The organism is Streptosporangium sp. NPDC006930 (genome assembly GCF_040635605.1).
Taxonomy (GTDB): Bacteria; Actinomycetota; Actinomycetes; order Streptosporangiales; family Streptosporangiaceae; genus Streptosporangium.
On the sequence record NZ_JBEYID010000008.1, the window covers coordinates 72284 to 85657 of the forward strand.

At 69.7% G+C, this 13374-nt stretch carries 12 protein-coding genes; 5 read left to right on the plus strand and 7 right to left on the minus strand.

Features of this window, described 5'->3' with window-relative positions:
- Positions 1-101 precede the first annotated feature (101 nt).
- The gene (locus ABZ664_RS16225; protein ID WP_362509440.1) at positions 102-1241 is read left to right on the plus strand and encodes a cystathionine gamma-synthase; all 1140 of its coding nucleotides are present in this window, start codon (positions 102-104) and stop codon (positions 1239-1241) included.
- A 211-nt stretch (positions 1242-1452) separates the two neighbouring features.
- On the opposite strand, the gene ABZ664_RS16230 is transcribed toward ABZ664_RS16225, so the two are convergent.
- Together ABZ664_RS16230 and ABZ664_RS16235 are read right to left on the minus strand one after the other, a co-directional pair.
- Positions 1453-1881, minus strand: coding sequence for a hypothetical protein (locus ABZ664_RS16230; RefSeq protein ID WP_362509444.1), 429 nt, complete (start codon positions 1879-1881; stop codon positions 1453-1455).
- 170 nt (positions 1882-2051) lie between these two features.
- Positions 2052-2240, minus strand: coding sequence for a hypothetical protein (locus ABZ664_RS16235; RefSeq protein WP_362509447.1), 189 nt, complete (start codon positions 2238-2240; stop codon positions 2052-2054).
- 272 nt (positions 2241-2512) lie between these two features.
- On the opposite strand from ABZ664_RS16235, the gene ABZ664_RS16240 reads away from it, so the two are divergent.
- On the plus strand, positions 2513-2935 hold the full coding sequence (locus ABZ664_RS16240; RefSeq protein WP_362509450.1) for a DUF6292 family protein: 423 nt from the start codon (positions 2513-2515) through the stop codon (positions 2933-2935).
- A 115-nt stretch (positions 2936-3050) separates the two neighbouring features.
- Here ABZ664_RS16240 and ABZ664_RS16245 read toward each other — a convergent pair whose 3' ends face one another.
- Both ABZ664_RS16245 and ABZ664_RS16250 read right to left on the minus strand, forming a co-directional pair.
- Positions 3051-4994, minus strand: coding sequence for a hypothetical protein (locus ABZ664_RS16245; protein ID WP_362509453.1), 1944 nt, complete (start codon positions 4992-4994; stop codon positions 3051-3053).
- A 9-nt stretch (positions 4995-5003) separates the two neighbouring features.
- Entirely contained in the window at positions 5004-6401 is a 1398-nt protein-coding gene (locus ABZ664_RS16250) for a sigma 54-interacting transcriptional regulator (RefSeq protein ID WP_362509455.1), read from the minus strand.
- 360 nt (positions 6402-6761) lie between these two features.
- Here ABZ664_RS16250 and ABZ664_RS16255 point away from each other — a divergent pair, with 360 nt between their 5' ends.
- Together ABZ664_RS16255 and ilvA are read left to right on the plus strand one after the other, a co-directional pair.
- A complete protein-coding gene (locus ABZ664_RS16255) occupies positions 6762-7943 on the plus strand; it encodes an FIST N-terminal domain-containing protein (protein ID WP_362510042.1) in 1182 nt (393 codons plus the stop codon).
- A gap of 56 nt (positions 7944-7999) precedes the next feature.
- The gene (gene ilvA, locus ABZ664_RS16260) at positions 8000-9208 is read left to right on the plus strand and encodes a threonine ammonia-lyase (protein ID WP_362509458.1); all 1209 of its coding nucleotides are present in this window, start codon (positions 8000-8002) and stop codon (positions 9206-9208) included.
- A gap of 82 nt (positions 9209-9290) precedes the next feature.
- Here the strand turns inward: ilvA and ABZ664_RS16265 are convergent, their stop codons facing one another.
- The 3 genes from ABZ664_RS16265 to hppD all read right to left on the minus strand — a co-directional run bounded on the left by ABZ664_RS16265 (position 9291) and on the right by hppD (position 12738).
- A complete protein-coding gene (locus tag ABZ664_RS16265) occupies positions 9291-10772 on the minus strand; it encodes a M1 family metallopeptidase (protein ID WP_362509461.1) in 1482 nt (493 codons plus the stop codon).
- Positions 10773-10845: 73 nt separating this feature from the next.
- On the minus strand, positions 10846-11271 hold the full coding sequence (locus ABZ664_RS16270; protein WP_362509464.1) for an RDD family protein: 426 nt from the start codon (positions 11269-11271) through the stop codon (positions 10846-10848).
- Positions 11272-11628: 357 nt separating this feature from the next.
- Complete coding sequence (hppD, locus tag ABZ664_RS16275) at positions 11629-12738, minus strand: 4-hydroxyphenylpyruvate dioxygenase (RefSeq protein WP_362509467.1); 1110 nt, start codon at positions 12736-12738, stop codon at positions 11629-11631.
- Positions 12739-12840: 102 nt separating this feature from the next.
- Here hppD and ABZ664_RS16280 point away from each other — a divergent pair, with 102 nt between their 5' ends.
- Positions 12841-13320 (plus strand): Lrp/AsnC family transcriptional regulator, encoded by a 480-nt coding sequence (locus ABZ664_RS16280; RefSeq protein WP_362510046.1) that lies wholly within the window; start codon positions 12841-12843, stop codon positions 13318-13320.
- The last annotated feature ends 54 nt before the right edge of the window (positions 13321-13374 follow it).

Below are 13374 nucleotides of genomic sequence, written 5' to 3' on the forward strand. Positions count from 1 at the left end.
TCGCGGATCGGCGGGGAGCGCGCGGAGTAGGCGGCCAGGAGTCCTTGGGCGGCGGTTTCCGCTGCCCTGGGGCACCCGCCGCCGCGAGTAACGTTGACCTCATGAACCAAGGATTCGAGACGCTGGCCATCCACGCAGGTCAGGAACCCGACCCCCACACCGGGGCCGTGGTACCGCCGATCTACGCGGTGTCCACCTATAAGCAGGACGGCGTGGGCGGGTTGCGCGCCGGATATGAGTACAGCCGGTCCGCCAACCCGACCAGGACCGCGCTGGAGGAGGCCATGGCCGCCGTCGAGGGCGGCAGCCGTGGTCTGGCCTTCGCCTCGGGCCTGGCCGCCGAGGACGCGGTGCTTCGGGCGATCTGCAGGCCGGGTGACCACGTGATCATCCCGAACGACGCCTACGGCGGCACCTACCGTCTGTTCGCGAAGGTCCACGAGCGCTGGGGGCTGCACTACGACCCGGCGCCGCTGGGTGACCTGACGGCGGTGGCGGCCGCCGTGACCCAGAAGACCAAGATTATTTGGGTGGAGACGCCCACCAACCCGCTGCTCGGCATCGCCGACATCGCGGCACTCGCCCAGCTCGCGACCGAGTGCGGCGCGCTGCTGGTGGTGGACAACACCTTCGCCTCCCCGTACCTGCAGCAGCCGATCGCACTGGGCGCGGACATCGTCGTGCACTCCACCACCAAGTACGTGGGCGGCCACTCCGACGTGGTCGGCGGCGCGCTCGTCGCGCGGGACGCCGGAGTGGGCGAGGAACTCGCCTACCACCAGAACGCGATGGGCGCGGTGGCCGGGCCGTTCGACGCCTGGCTGACGCTGCGCGGTCTCAAGACGCTCGGGGTGAGGATGGACCGCCACTGCGAGAACGCCGAACGGGTGGTGGACCTGCTGCTCGCCCATCCTCGGGTGACCTCGGTGCTCTACCCGGGCCTGGCCGACCACCCGGGGCACGAGGTGGCGGCCAAGCAGATGAGGCGTTTCGGCGGCATGGTCTCCTTCCGGATGGCCGGAGGCGAGGCCGAGGCCGTCGAGCTGTGCAACAGGACCAAGCTGTTCACCCTGGGCGAGTCGCTCGGCGGCGTGGAGTCACTGATCGAGCACCCCGGCCTGATGACCCACGCCTCGGTGGCGGGCTCGCCGCTGGAGGTGCCCGGCGACCTGGTGCGCCTGTCGGTCGGCATCGAGTCGATCGACGACCTGCTGGCCGACCTCAGCCAGGCGCTGGGCTAGGAGCAGGCGCCGTTCCAGGAGCCGGATCCTGGCCCGGGAACGGGCGCCCGGCCGGGATCGGGTGCTGGAACGGGTACGGGCGCCCGGCCGGGAACCGGTGCCGGGCAGGCGGCGGCCCCCGGGGCGGAAACGGGCGCGGCCGGGAAGCGGCCGTGGCTCGGAAACGGCTGCGGCTGCGGCTCAGAAAGGGGCGCGGCCGGAAAACGCGGGCTCAGGCCGGGCTTCCCCAGACCATCAGCACCAGGATGACCACCCAGATCAGCACGATCACGCCGGAGAGGGCGGCGATCCGGCCGACCTGCACCTTGGCGTCGTCGTCCGGGCTCTCATTGGTGAGGACCCGGATGGCGGTGCGCTGGTCCCGCTCCACCATGATCAGCAGTAGAGCGGCGACGATGAAAAGCGTCATGGATACCGACAGATACGGCCTTCCAAGGAATTCGCGGCCCAGCAGTGCCCCGAACAGGAAAACACCGATGGACGCGAAACCGTAGATGCGCGTGGTCTTGTGGAGATAACGCAGGACATCGACGTTCTTGGTGCGGATGAATCTGGGAGTGGACATCGTGGCGGCGGTGATCGGCCCCAGGGCGAAGATCGCGAAACCGATGTGCAACCAGAGCAGCAGGTGGTCTGTCATGCGCCAGACATTAGTATCCGGTGATCTCGTCTGGGTACGGCTCGCACGGTGTCACCCGACGGCGTTGGTCTTCCTTAATGATCGTTTGAAGGGTTTTCCCGCAGGGCGGGCGGACGTGCTCCTCATCCTTCGCTTTTTCGCGGGCCCCGTGGTCGAGATGTCGCCACCGTTCACGACAGGGACGATTCACCTTCGACGGTGTCGTACCTGCCCGGACGGCCGTCGTCGCGCTCATGGTCCGGGGCGCCGCGATCCGAGATCGCGTTCTCCTCACGCGCGTGTGGCACCATGCACACCTCGAAACAGACGCAGACGATGAGCATCAGCACCACGAGAATTCCCGCGAGCATCGGGCTCACTTCTTCCTCCTCCACAACCGTGTTCTTCCTTTACCGGGTAGACAGCGCAGACATCGATGCGGTTGTCACGAAAAGGTCACGCTTGGGGTGGGGGGTGGAATCGGTGGTACGCGATTGTCGATCTCCGCGTTCCGCGCGGAGCACGTCCGCGGCGTTAGTAGGATCGTGGGCGAGCTCGTTACCGTGTGATGAGACCGGCGGTGGTGAAACCGTGGTCGTGCCGGGCGGGCGTTCAACCAGACAGAGCAAGACGGCACAAGGGAGTGCCCGCCGTGGGTGTCAAACATGTTGAGCCGTATACCGAGGAGTGGCGCGACCAGCCGTCCCGCTACGCCGGCCTCGTCGTCGAGGCGCTGGGCGAGGCGGTCGAGAGCTGGTGGCAGGGTCCCTGCGACCCGCGCACCGTCACCATCCGCCTGACCGGCGGCGACGCGCTGGTCTGGGACGAGGAGAGCGGCTGGCGCCGTGGCCGCTACGCGAGCGGCGACCCCGCCACCCCCACGGTCCTCACCGACGACCGCTATCTCGGCGGAGGTCTCCTGCTCTCCCCTGAGCGGGTCCCCTCCGCGATCGCCGACGCCCGCGCGGGCGTCGGAAACAGCACGGCATGGCGGCCCTGCTACCGCTCCTACCGCCACTATCGCGACGGCCTCGATCTGGCGCTCGACGGATACGCCGCCTACGCCAACGCCTGAGCCCGCCTCGGGCTGTGAGCCCACGTCACCCCGGGTCCGCCTCGGCGGGTGCGGCGGGCCCGCAGGAATACGGCAAGCCCGCCTCGGGCGTGAGTCCAACATCACCCCGGGCGCCTCAGCGGGTGCGGCGGGCCCGCAGGAAGTCGCTGACGACGTACTCGCCCAGGCGGTCGGCGCCGGGGGAGAAGACCCGGCCGCCGTTGCGCCGTCCGACCTCGTTCACGAACTCCTTCAGCCGCTCGTCGTCGGCGAGCATGAAGACGTTGAGCGTCGCCCTGCGCCGGGTCATCTTGTCGACCTCCGCGAGGGTCAGCTCCAGCGTCTCCTGGGTCGGTGGCCACTCGAAGGCCGCCGAGCCGTTGCGCCGCAGGTGGGCGGTGGGTTCGCCGTCGGTGACCACGAGCACGACCGGCTCGAAGTCGGGGTGGCGGTCCAGGTGGCGTCCGGCGATCAGCAGGGCGTGGTGCAGGTTCGTTCCCTGGACCATGTCCCACTCCAGCCCCGCCAGCTCGTCGGGCTGCAGCACCCTGGCGTAGTTGGAGAAGCCGATGATCTGCACCGAGTCCTGGGGGAACTTCGAGGCCACCAGCGCCTGCAGCGCCATCGCCGTCTGCTTGGCGGCGGCCCAGGTGCCGCGCAGCGCCATCGAGTAGGACAGGTCGACCAGCAGGCACACCGCGGCCGCCGTGCGCCGCTCGGTCTCGGCGACCTCGAAGTCGTCGACCGACAGGGTCACCGCGCCGCCCCCGCCGCGCCGGACCCCGTTGATCACGGTACGGACCACGTCGATCGGCTGCTCGTCGCCGAACCGCCAGGGCCGTGAGGACCCGGTGAGCTCACCGGCCGAGCCCGCGTCCACCTGGTCGTGGTCGCCGCGGCGCCCGCTCTCCAGGGAGGAGAAGACGCGGCGCAGCGCGGTCTCTCCCAGGCGCCGTACGGCCTTGGGGGTGAGCTCCAGCTTGCCGCGCCGGCGCAGGAGGTAGCCCTGCTGCTCCAGCTCGCGCTCGACCTGCCTGAGCGCCTCCAGGTCGTCGACGGCGGAGCGGCCCAGGGCGCGCCGGATCGCCGCCTCGTCGATGTCGTCCAGGCGGGCGCCGGGGTAGTCCTGGCGGAGTGCGGCCTCCAGCTGGGTCAGGTCGGCGAGCTCGTCCAGCGCGCTCACGGCGTCGGACATCCCCATCGGCTCGTCGCCGCCCAGCCGCTCCGGGGTGTTCCAGGCCAGGTCGGGGCGGCGGGCGTAGAGGGACTCGCCCAGGCGGCGCATCTGCTCGTCCAGCCCGGCCTGCTGGAGGGTCTGCTCGATCAGGTGGTCGAGCTCCTCGCGCTGGGCCGGGGTGAGGGAGGCGAGCAGGCGCTGGGTGGCCGCCGCCCGCCGGGCCAGGGTGTCGACCAACTCCTCCAGGTTCCGTGGCGACTCCGGGAACATGTCCCCGTATTTCGACATGAATTGCTCGAAGTCGGCCTGGGTGTGCTCACCCCGGGCATCCCGGTCGAGCATGTCGTTCAGATCGGACATCATCTCCCTGACCCGCTCCATCGCGGCCGGGTCGGGGTTGGCCAGAGACTGCCGCATGCCGCGGAACTGGCTGTCGAGCACCTCCCTGCGCAGCAGGTCGCGCAGCTCCTCGAAGGTCTGCCTGGCGGCGGCCGAGCGCCACCGGTAGGCGCCCAGCTCCCGGATCGCGCTCGCCGTGTCGTCGGGAAGAGCGGCCAGCTCCGCCTCGCGCAGCCGGGCCTCGTCGGAAGGGTCGGGGAACAGCTCGGCCCGCTCCTGGCCGATCGCCTTGTCCAGCAGCGCCCTGGCCCGCTCCAGCGTGCCGTCGATACGGCCGCGCTCGCGCAGCTCACGGCGCCGTCTCCGCACCTCGCGGAGAAGCTCCTCAAGGCCACGACGATCCTGCGCGCCCGGCAGGCCCTCCTTGAGCAGGTCGCGCAGGGCGTGGGCGGGGTTGGAGCCGGACAGGATCGCGTCACCCATCCGGTCCAGCGCGGAACGGACGTCGTACGGCGGGGCGAGCGGGTCGGGCCCGTCCCGGTATTCGCCATAGCGATAGCTCATGCGGACACCTCAGGTGCGGTAAACCGTCGTGCCGTCCACCTCGTCCTTGGACAGCCGACGCAGGAGGTAGAGGCCCTCCATGGCGAATTCCAGCGCGGCGGCGGCGTGCCCGGGGGACTCGTCGCCGATACCGAGCTGGGACATGATCTTTGCCAGGCCCGGAACGGGGCCGATCCTGCGCAGCAGCTCCCCTGCGGGGATCGCCACGCCCGACTCGACCTGGACGCCCTCGGAGAACTTCTCCAGCAGCGGGTTCAGGTCGCTGCCGCCGAGCGTGCCGCGGAACGTCTCGGCCACCGCCCTGCGCAGCAGGTGCGCGAGCACCTCGGTCTCCCGGCCCTCCTCGCTGACCTCGAACTCCACCTTGCCGCGCAGCGTGTGCACGATCCCCGGCAGGTCGGCGACCCTCGCCACCGCGTGATCCTCACCGGTCAGCGCCGCACGCCGTACGGCGGAGGCGGCCGCGGTCTCGGCGGCGGCGATGGAGAAGCGGGCCGAGACCCCCGAACGGGCGTCCACCGCGGTGGACTCGCGGACCAGCCGGGTGAAGCGGGCGATCACCTCGATCAGGTGGTCGGGCAGATCGGCGCCCACCTGGTCGAGCGCGGCCTCCTGGCGGATCAGGACCAGCTCGGTCTCGATCGACAGCGGGTAGTGGGTGCGGATCTCGGCACCGAAGCGGTCCTTCAGCGGGGTGATGATCCGGCCGCGGTTGGTGTAGTCCTCGGGGTTGGCACTCGCGATCAGCAGGATGTCCAGGGGCAGGCGCAGGTTGTAGCCCCTCACCTGGATGTCGCGCTCCTCCAGCACGTTGAGCAGCGAGACCTGGATGCGCTCCGCCAGGTCGGGCAGCTCGTTGACGGAGAACACCCCGCGGTTGCTCCTGGGGACCAGGCCGTAGTGGACGGTCTCCGGGTCGCCGAGCGTACGCCCTTCGGCGATCTTGATCGGGTCGATGTCGCCGATCAGGTCGCCGACGGAGGTGTCGGGGGTGGCGAGCTTCTCGCCGTACCGCTCGTCCCGGTGCTTCCAGGAGATCGGCAGCTCCTCGCCCATCTCGTCGGCCAGGCGGCGGCAACGGACGCACGAGGGTTCGTAGGGATGGTCGTTGATCTCGCAGCCCTCGACGGCGGGGGTCCATTCGTCGAGGAGCCCGGTCACGGTGCGGATCAGCCGGGTCTTGCCCTGACCCCGCTCACCGAGCAGGACCAGGTCGTGTCCGGCGAGCAGCGCTCGCTCCAGGTATGGCAGGACGGTGTCGTCGAAGCCCACGATGCCGGGGAACCGCGGCTCTCCTGCCCGCAGGCGGGTCAGGAGATTCTCACGGATCTCGGCCTTTACCGTACGGTGAATATGGCCGCTCGCGCGCAGCTCGCGCAGAGTACGTGGCTCTGGGATTTGAGGCACGGGATCGAGCCTACGTCCACAACGCCCGATCCGGCACTCTCATCCCTCTTTCGGATCTTGAGTATTGCGTGAGGGACAACGTGAGTGCTTGTCTCCCCAGTGGGGAGAATCGCTCCAAGACAAGGTATCGGCCGGTTCCCCCGCCCGGGAGCCGGGGCACCCCCGGAAGGGGCCGCCACGTGGGATCTTCGGCATTCGCGGTCGCACGGCACTGACGGGCCTCACGCTCTCGGCTAACGTCGGTTCACAACGGTTCATGGCAGGCTTCAGGGCTTCAGGGCGGGCTTCGGATGAGATCCGACGCTCTCCGGCGAGCCACACGACGAGGGACAAGAGGGAGAGGCGAGACAAGTGGCGTTGATGACGAGCCGCTTCGCCGACGGCCTCGCGGTGGGGGCCGATCTGGTCTCCGCGGCCGAGGCGGCGGTACGCCAAGCCCTGTCCGGCTTGTCCGGACCGGCCGATCTGCTCTGTTTCTTCATCTGCGGCGACGATCCCGACGACGTCTCCCGCGCGGGACTGCGCGCGATGAGCATGGCCCCCGGCGCCGCCGTCCTCGGATGCAGCGCCACCGGGGTCATCGGCGACGGGCAGGGGGTCGAGGTCACCCCCGCGGTGAGCGCCTGGGCCGCCTCCCTGGGCGGGGCCCGGCTGACGACCTTCGCGCTCGACACGTTGAGGGCCGACGACCGCTTCGTGGTGGTGGGTCTGCCCGACCGCGCCCCCGACGATCACGCGGCCATCCTGCTCGCAGATCCCTACAGCTTCCCCACCGACGGCTTCGTCGAGCGCTCCGAGGAGGTCATGGGAAATCTTCCCCTGATCGGCGGCCTGGCCAACGCGATCCAGGGCCGCGGCGCGGTCCGGCTGTTCGCCAACGGGGAGATCCACACCGAGGGAGCCGTCGGGGTGCTGCTCAGCGGTGCCCTCAACGTCAGCACCGTGGTCAGCCAGGGCTGCCGCCCGATCGGCCCGACGATGACGGTCACCTCCGTCGAGGACAACCTCCTGCTCGAACTCGCAGGGCAGCCCGCCCTGGCGCGGCTGGAGGAGATCGTCAGTGCCCTGGACGAGGACGACCGCGACCTGGTCGCCTCGGGCCTGCAGATCGGCATCGCGATGGACGAGTACGCCGAGAAGCACGAGCGCGGCGACTTCCTGATCCGGGGCGTGCTCGGCATCGACCCCGAGCGGGAGGCCGTGGCGATCGGCGACGTCGTCGAGATCGGCCGTACCGTCCGCTTCCAGGTCCGCGACGCCGCCACCGCCGACGAGGACCTGTACGAGCTGCTGGACGCGCACCGCACGGAGTTCGGCCGGGTGGACGGCGCACTGCTGTTCTCCTGCAACGGCCGGGGCTCGGCCATGTTCGGCAGCGCCGACCACGACGCCGTCGCCGTCCGCGACACCCTGGGTCCCATCGGGGTGGCCGGGTTCTTCGCCGCGGGGGAGGTGGGCCCGGTGGGTGGCCACAACCACGTCCACGGCTTCACCGCCTCGGTCCTGGTCTTCTCCTCCCACCAACCGGCCGGCGGTTCGTGACGTGAGCCGGACCGCGCCGTCCGGGCTGCGGGTGCGCTCGTCGTACGATGATCCGCATGTCAGGCACCCAGGTGACCTACGACGACGTGGTCGCCGCGCGTGAGCTGCTGGCCGACGTCGCTCTGCGTACCCCCCTGCTCCACTCGCACGTGCTCTCCGAGATCATCGGCGGGCCCGTCCACCTCAAGTGCGAGCACCTGCAGCGCTCCGGGTCGTTCAAGATCCGGGGGGCGTACGTCAGGATCGCCGGGCTGACCGAGGAGGAGCGGCGTCGGGGGGTGGTCGCGGCCAGCGCGGGCAACCACGCGCAGGGGGTCGCACTCGGGGCGGGGCTGGTCGGCGCCGGGGCAACGGTCTACATGCCCCTGGGGGCGCCGCTGCCCAAGGTGGCCGCGACCCGGTCGTACGGCGCCGAGGTGCTCTTCGCGGGCGAGACCGTGGACGTCGCGCTGGAACGGGCGCGGGAGCACGCGACACGGACCGGGGCCGTGTTCATCCACCCGTTCGACCATCCCGACGTGGTCGCCGGGCAGGGCACGATCGGGCTGGAGATCGTGGAGCAGCTGCCCGAGGTCGGCACGATCGTGATGTCGCTGGGCGGGGGCGGGCTGGCGGCCGGGGTGGCGCTCGCGGTCAAGTCGCTGCGGCCGGGGGTGCGGATCGTCGGGGTCCAGGCGGAGAGGGCCGCCGCCTACCCGGCGTCGCTGGCCGCCGGGCATCCGGTGGAGGTCAGGCCCGCCTCGACGATGGCCGACGGCATCGCGGTGGGCCGTCCGGGCGAGCTGCCCTTCGAACTGATCCACTATCTGGTCGACAGTGTCGTCACCGTCACCGAGAGCCAGATCTCCCAGGCGCTGGTGCTCTGCCTCGAACGCGCCAAGCAGGTCGTCGAGCCCGCGGGCGTGGCCGGGGTGGCCGCGATCCTGGCCCACCCGCACGTCTTCGAGCCGCCGGTGGTGGCCGTGCTCTCCGGGGGCAACATCGACCCGCTGCTGATGGCGAAGGTCCTCAGGCACGGCCTGGCCGCCGCCGGGCGCTATCTCACCCTGCGTGTCCGGCTCTCCGACCGGCCGGGCGCGCTGGCGGCGCTGCTGTCGCGGCTGGCGGAACTCGGCGCGAACGTGCTCGACATCGTGCACGGGCGGCTCGGCATGCACCTGGGGGAGGTCGAGGTTCAGCTCCAGATGGAGACCAAGGGGCCGGTGCACTCCGAGGAGGTGCTGGGCTCCCTGCGCGTCGAGGGATACAAGGTCATCGTCACGTGAGGGCGGGGGAGAGTGGGCCGGTCGCGGCGGTGGACGGACGATCTTCCTGGCCAGGACGACCGCCCTGGCCAGGACGGTCCTCCTACCAGGTGGTGGGCTTTTTCGCGGTGAACAGCCAGGCGTCGAAGAGAGCATCGAGCTTCTTGCCGGAGATCTTCTCGGCCATCGCGACGAACTCCGGGGTCGTGACGTTCCCGTACCTGTGGGTGGCGTTCCACTCCTTGAGAAGCCTGAAGAACGCCGAGTCGCCGATCCGCTGCCTGAGAGCGTGGAGCGTCATGCCGCCCCGGGTGTAGACGGAGTCGTTGAACAGGTCGTCAGGCTTGGCCTGGCCCGGGGTGTAGCTCCAGATGGCGGCGTCGGCCCCGGCGCCGTAGTGCCTGCGGAAGAGCTGCTCGGCGGTGGCCTCGCCCTCGTGCTCCGACCAGAGCCACTCGGCGTAGGTCGCGAAGCCCTCGTTGAGCCACAGGTCCTTCCAGCGCGTGATGCTGAGGCTGTCGCCGAACCACTGGTGGGCGAGCTCGTGGGCGATGATGGCGGCGTCGGGGTCGAACCCGCCGTACATGGGCTTGGTCTGGTTCTCCAGCGCGTAGCCGGCGGGGAAGTCGTCGACCACGCCTCCGGTGGAGGAGAAGGGGTAGGGGCCGAAGACCGTGCTCCAGTAGTCGGTGACCCTTCCCGACACGTCGTACAGCTTCTTCAGCGAACCGCGGAACCTCGGGTCGACGGCCGCCAGGTTCTTCACACCTCCGGGGGTCGTGCCCTGGAGCATCTCGAACCTGCCCAGCGTCACGGTGGCGAGGTAGCTCGCCATCGGGTGGCTCTCCCGCCACTGGAAGGTCGTCTTGCCCCCGGCGCTCTTCGGCGTGCCGACGAGCTCGCCGTTGGCCAGCGCGGTCAGCCCGGCGGGAACGGTGATCTCGAAGTCGTAGCTCGCCTTGTCCACGGGGTGGTCGTTGCCGGGGAACCAGGTCTTGGCGCCGTTGGGCTGGCAGGTGACGAACGCGCCGTCCTTGGTCGGGATGAAGCCGTACGTGCCCAGGTTGGAGGAACCCCTGACCGGTTTGGGCTCACCGGCGTACGCGACCTCGACGGTGAACGCGGCGGCGTTCGGGATGAACGCGGCCGGGGTGACGCTGAGCTCGGTCCCCGCCCTGTCGAAACTCGCGGGCTTGCCGTCCACGGTGACCCGGCTCACGGTGAAGCCGGAGAGGTCGAGGTTGAAGCTCGCCAGGTTCTGGGTTGCCCGCGCCTCGATCCTGGTCACTCCCGACAGGTGCTTGGAGGGTGGGTCGTAGCTCAGCTTGAGCCCGTAGTGGCCGACGTCGTAGCCGCCGTTGCCGTCGGTGGGGAAGTCGGGGTCGCCGATCCCCGAGGCGCCGGGCGCGGCCTCACCGCCACCGCCGCCACCGCCGCCACCGGCGACGACGTCGGAGGCGACCGGCTTCACGGAACCCGTCGGGAGGACGCTCTCCCCGTTCGACGCCGAGCAGGCGACCGTGCCAACGGTCCCGAGCGTGCTGAGAAGAGCGGCGGTCGCCGCGGCCAGCCGTTTGGACGCCATTCGTTAAAGCCCCTTTCCCGGCCGGACGGCCGAGCCCCGTGGAATGGCACACTACGCGACTGACCTGCGTCGATCAGGCGTCTATGACAAGCGTCCTGGCGGCGAGGTCGTGCACGGCCTGCTTGCGTGGGTGGAAAAGGATGAAAGCCACATCTATCCAGCCCAGGCAGCAGGTGGAGTACATCAGCCAGGAGACCAGTTCGCGCAGCGCGACCTGTCCGACACCGGCCCTCCGCCCGTCGGTGTCCGTCACGCGCAGCCGAAAGATCTTCTTGCCGAGCGTCTGCCCGTTCCAGTAGGCGGTCAGCAGCCAGTAGTACAGGAAGCCGATCACCGTGACCAGGAAGGTCTCCGCGTAGGGTACCTGCACCGACAGCCCGCTCGCGGCGCCCGTGACGGTGTTGACGGTCCGGTAGGTGAAGGGCGAGGAGATGAGCCCGACGATGAGAAGGTCGAGGATTCCCGCGAAGAGGCGGCGCCAACGCCCTCCCAGCCTCATGGTGCCCGGCGGGGAAAAATCGCCGGGCGGATCCCCCGCGGACGTGTAGCCGAAGACGGGATCGAACCCCCGTGCATGCTCCCGTCCGTGTTCCCGGCCATGGCCGGGACCCCGCTCATGGCCGGGACCTAGGTCGGAGCCGAAGCCGGGCCCCTGGCCTGGGTGGGGATCGTGACCGGGGCCCGGAGAAGTGCCATGGGCGGGGTCGCGGCCCGGAGCGGGGTTCGAGCCCTCGTGGCCCGGCCTGAGCGGCTCGGGATCGGACCACGGGTCCGATCCCCGGTCATCCGGCGGTGGCGGTACTGATCCCATCCAAAGATGATCACCTCAAGGTCGCCATCGCAAAGCCAAGGACGGTTACAGGTTGCCCCGCAGGTCCTGCTCGCGCTCGATCGCCTCGAAGAGCGCCTTGAAGTTGCCCTTGCCGAAGCCGAGCGAGCCGTGCCGCTCGATCAGCTCGAAGAACACCGTCGGGCGGTCCTGCACCGGCTTGGTGAAGATCTGCAGCAGGTAGCCGTCCTCGTCCCTGTCGACCAGGATGCCGCGCTTCTTCAACTCCTCGATCGGCGCGCGGACCTCACCGATGCGCTTCCGCAGCTCCGGGTCGTCGTAGTAGGAGGCGGGGGTGTCCAGGAAGCTCACGCCGGCCTCGCGCATGTGGTCGACCGTGCTCAGGATGTCGTTGGTGGCGAGCGCGATGTGCTGCACGCCGGGGCCGCCGTAGAACTCCAGGTACTCGTCGATCTGTGACTTCTTCCTGGAGATCGCCGGCTCGTTGAGCGGGAACTTCACCTTGCGGGTGCCGTCCGCGACCACCTTGGACATCAGCGCCGAGTACTCGGTGGCGATGTCGTCGCCGATGAACTCCGCCATGTTGGTGAAGCCCATGACCCGCCGGTAGAACTCCACCCACTCGTCCATCTTGCCGAGTTCCACGTTGCCGACGCAGTGGTCGACGGCCTGGAACAGGCGGCCGTTGCGCACGTCGGGGGCCGCCACCAGGGGCTTCGCCGCGACGTAGCCGGGCAGGTACGGGCCGCTGTAGTTGGACCTGTCGACCAGGGTGTGCCGGGTCTCGCCGTACGTCGCGATCGCGGCCGTCACCACCTTGCCCTGGTCGTCCTCCATGACGTGCGGCTCCGCGAGCCCTCGCGCGCCCTGGGCGAGGGCGTGAGCATAGGCGGCCTCCACGTCGGGGACCTCGATGGCGAGGTCGATCACGCCGTCGCCGTGCTCGGCGACGTGGCGGGCGACCCCGGTGCCGGGCCGCACCGCCCCCCGGAACTCGAACCTGGCGGAGCCCGAGGTGAGAACGTACGCCACCTCGTCGCGGCTGCCGTTCTCCGGGCCGCGGTAGGCCACGAGCCGCATGCCGAACGCGGTGGAGTAGTAGTGGGCGGCCTGCTTGGCGTTGCCTACCGCGAAGACCACGCAGTCCATACCGTTCACAGGAAAGTTGTCGCTCATGCGAATACTGTCTGTTTTGTTGAGCTGTTTGTGCAACACTGTCTTCGAAGACCAGACAATATGCACACCTACTCGCCGTCCATCGCGGAGCATCTGTACATCATGACGATCGACCAGCTCGACGCCCGGCTCATCGCCCTGCTGGCGGCGGAGCCCCGGCTGGGGGTGCTGGAGTGCTCACGGCGGCTCGGTGTGGCGAGGGGGACCGTGCAGGCACGCCTCGACCGGCTCGCCTCCCGGGGGGTGGTCACCGGGTTCGGCCCCGACGTCGACCCCGCCGCGCTCGGCTACGACGTGATGGCGTTCGTGACCCTGCAGATCCGCCAGGTCAGCGGGTACGATCCGGTCGCCGATCAGCTCGCCGCCATTCCCGAGGTGCTGGAGGTGCACACGATCACCGGCGGTGACGACATGCACTGCCGGGTGGTGGCACGCAGCAATGCCGATCTGCAGCGGGTAATTGACCTGATCGTTGATGTCCGGGGCGTGGTCAGAACCTCGTCGGTGATCGCCTTGGACACCCCTGTGCCATACCGTGTTCTGCCTTTGGTGGCCGATGTCCCGCGCAAGGGGAAGGGCTAGCCGTACCATGCCAAGCAGGGGCCAGACACCGTTATCCATCGTTTACCCTTAACG

Excerpts from the sequence above, each read along its gene's own strand:
- ABZ664_RS16225 (WP_362509440.1), top strand. The coding sequence starts at position 102 with ATGAACCAAGGATTCGAGACGCTGGCCATCCACGCAGGTCAGGAACCC.
- ABZ664_RS16230 (WP_362509444.1), bottom strand. The coding sequence starts at position 1,881 with ATGACAGACCACCTGCTGCTCTGGTTGCACATCGGTTTCGCGATCTTC.
- ABZ664_RS16245 (WP_362509453.1), bottom strand. The coding sequence starts at position 4,994 with ATGAGCTATCGCTATGGCGAATACCGGGACGGGCCCGACCCGCTCGCC.
- ABZ664_RS16255 (WP_362510042.1), top strand. The coding sequence starts at position 6,762 with ATGACGAGCCGCTTCGCCGACGGCCTCGCGGTGGGGGCCGATCTGGTC.
- ilvA (WP_362509458.1), top strand. The coding sequence starts at position 8,000 with ATGTCAGGCACCCAGGTGACCTACGACGACGTGGTCGCCGCGCGTGAG.
- ABZ664_RS16265 (WP_362509461.1), bottom strand. The coding sequence starts at position 10,772 with ATGGCGTCCAAACGGCTGGCCGCGGCGACCGCCGCTCTTCTCAGCACG.
- ABZ664_RS16270 (WP_362509464.1), bottom strand. The coding sequence starts at position 11,271 with ATGAGGCTGGGAGGGCGTTGGCGCCGCCTCTTCGCGGGAATCCTCGAC.
- hppD (WP_362509467.1), bottom strand. The coding sequence starts at position 12,738 with ATGAGCGACAACTTTCCTGTGAACGGTATGGACTGCGTGGTCTTCGCG.
- ABZ664_RS16280 (WP_362510046.1), top strand. The coding sequence starts at position 12,841 with ATGACGATCGACCAGCTCGACGCCCGGCTCATCGCCCTGCTGGCGGCG.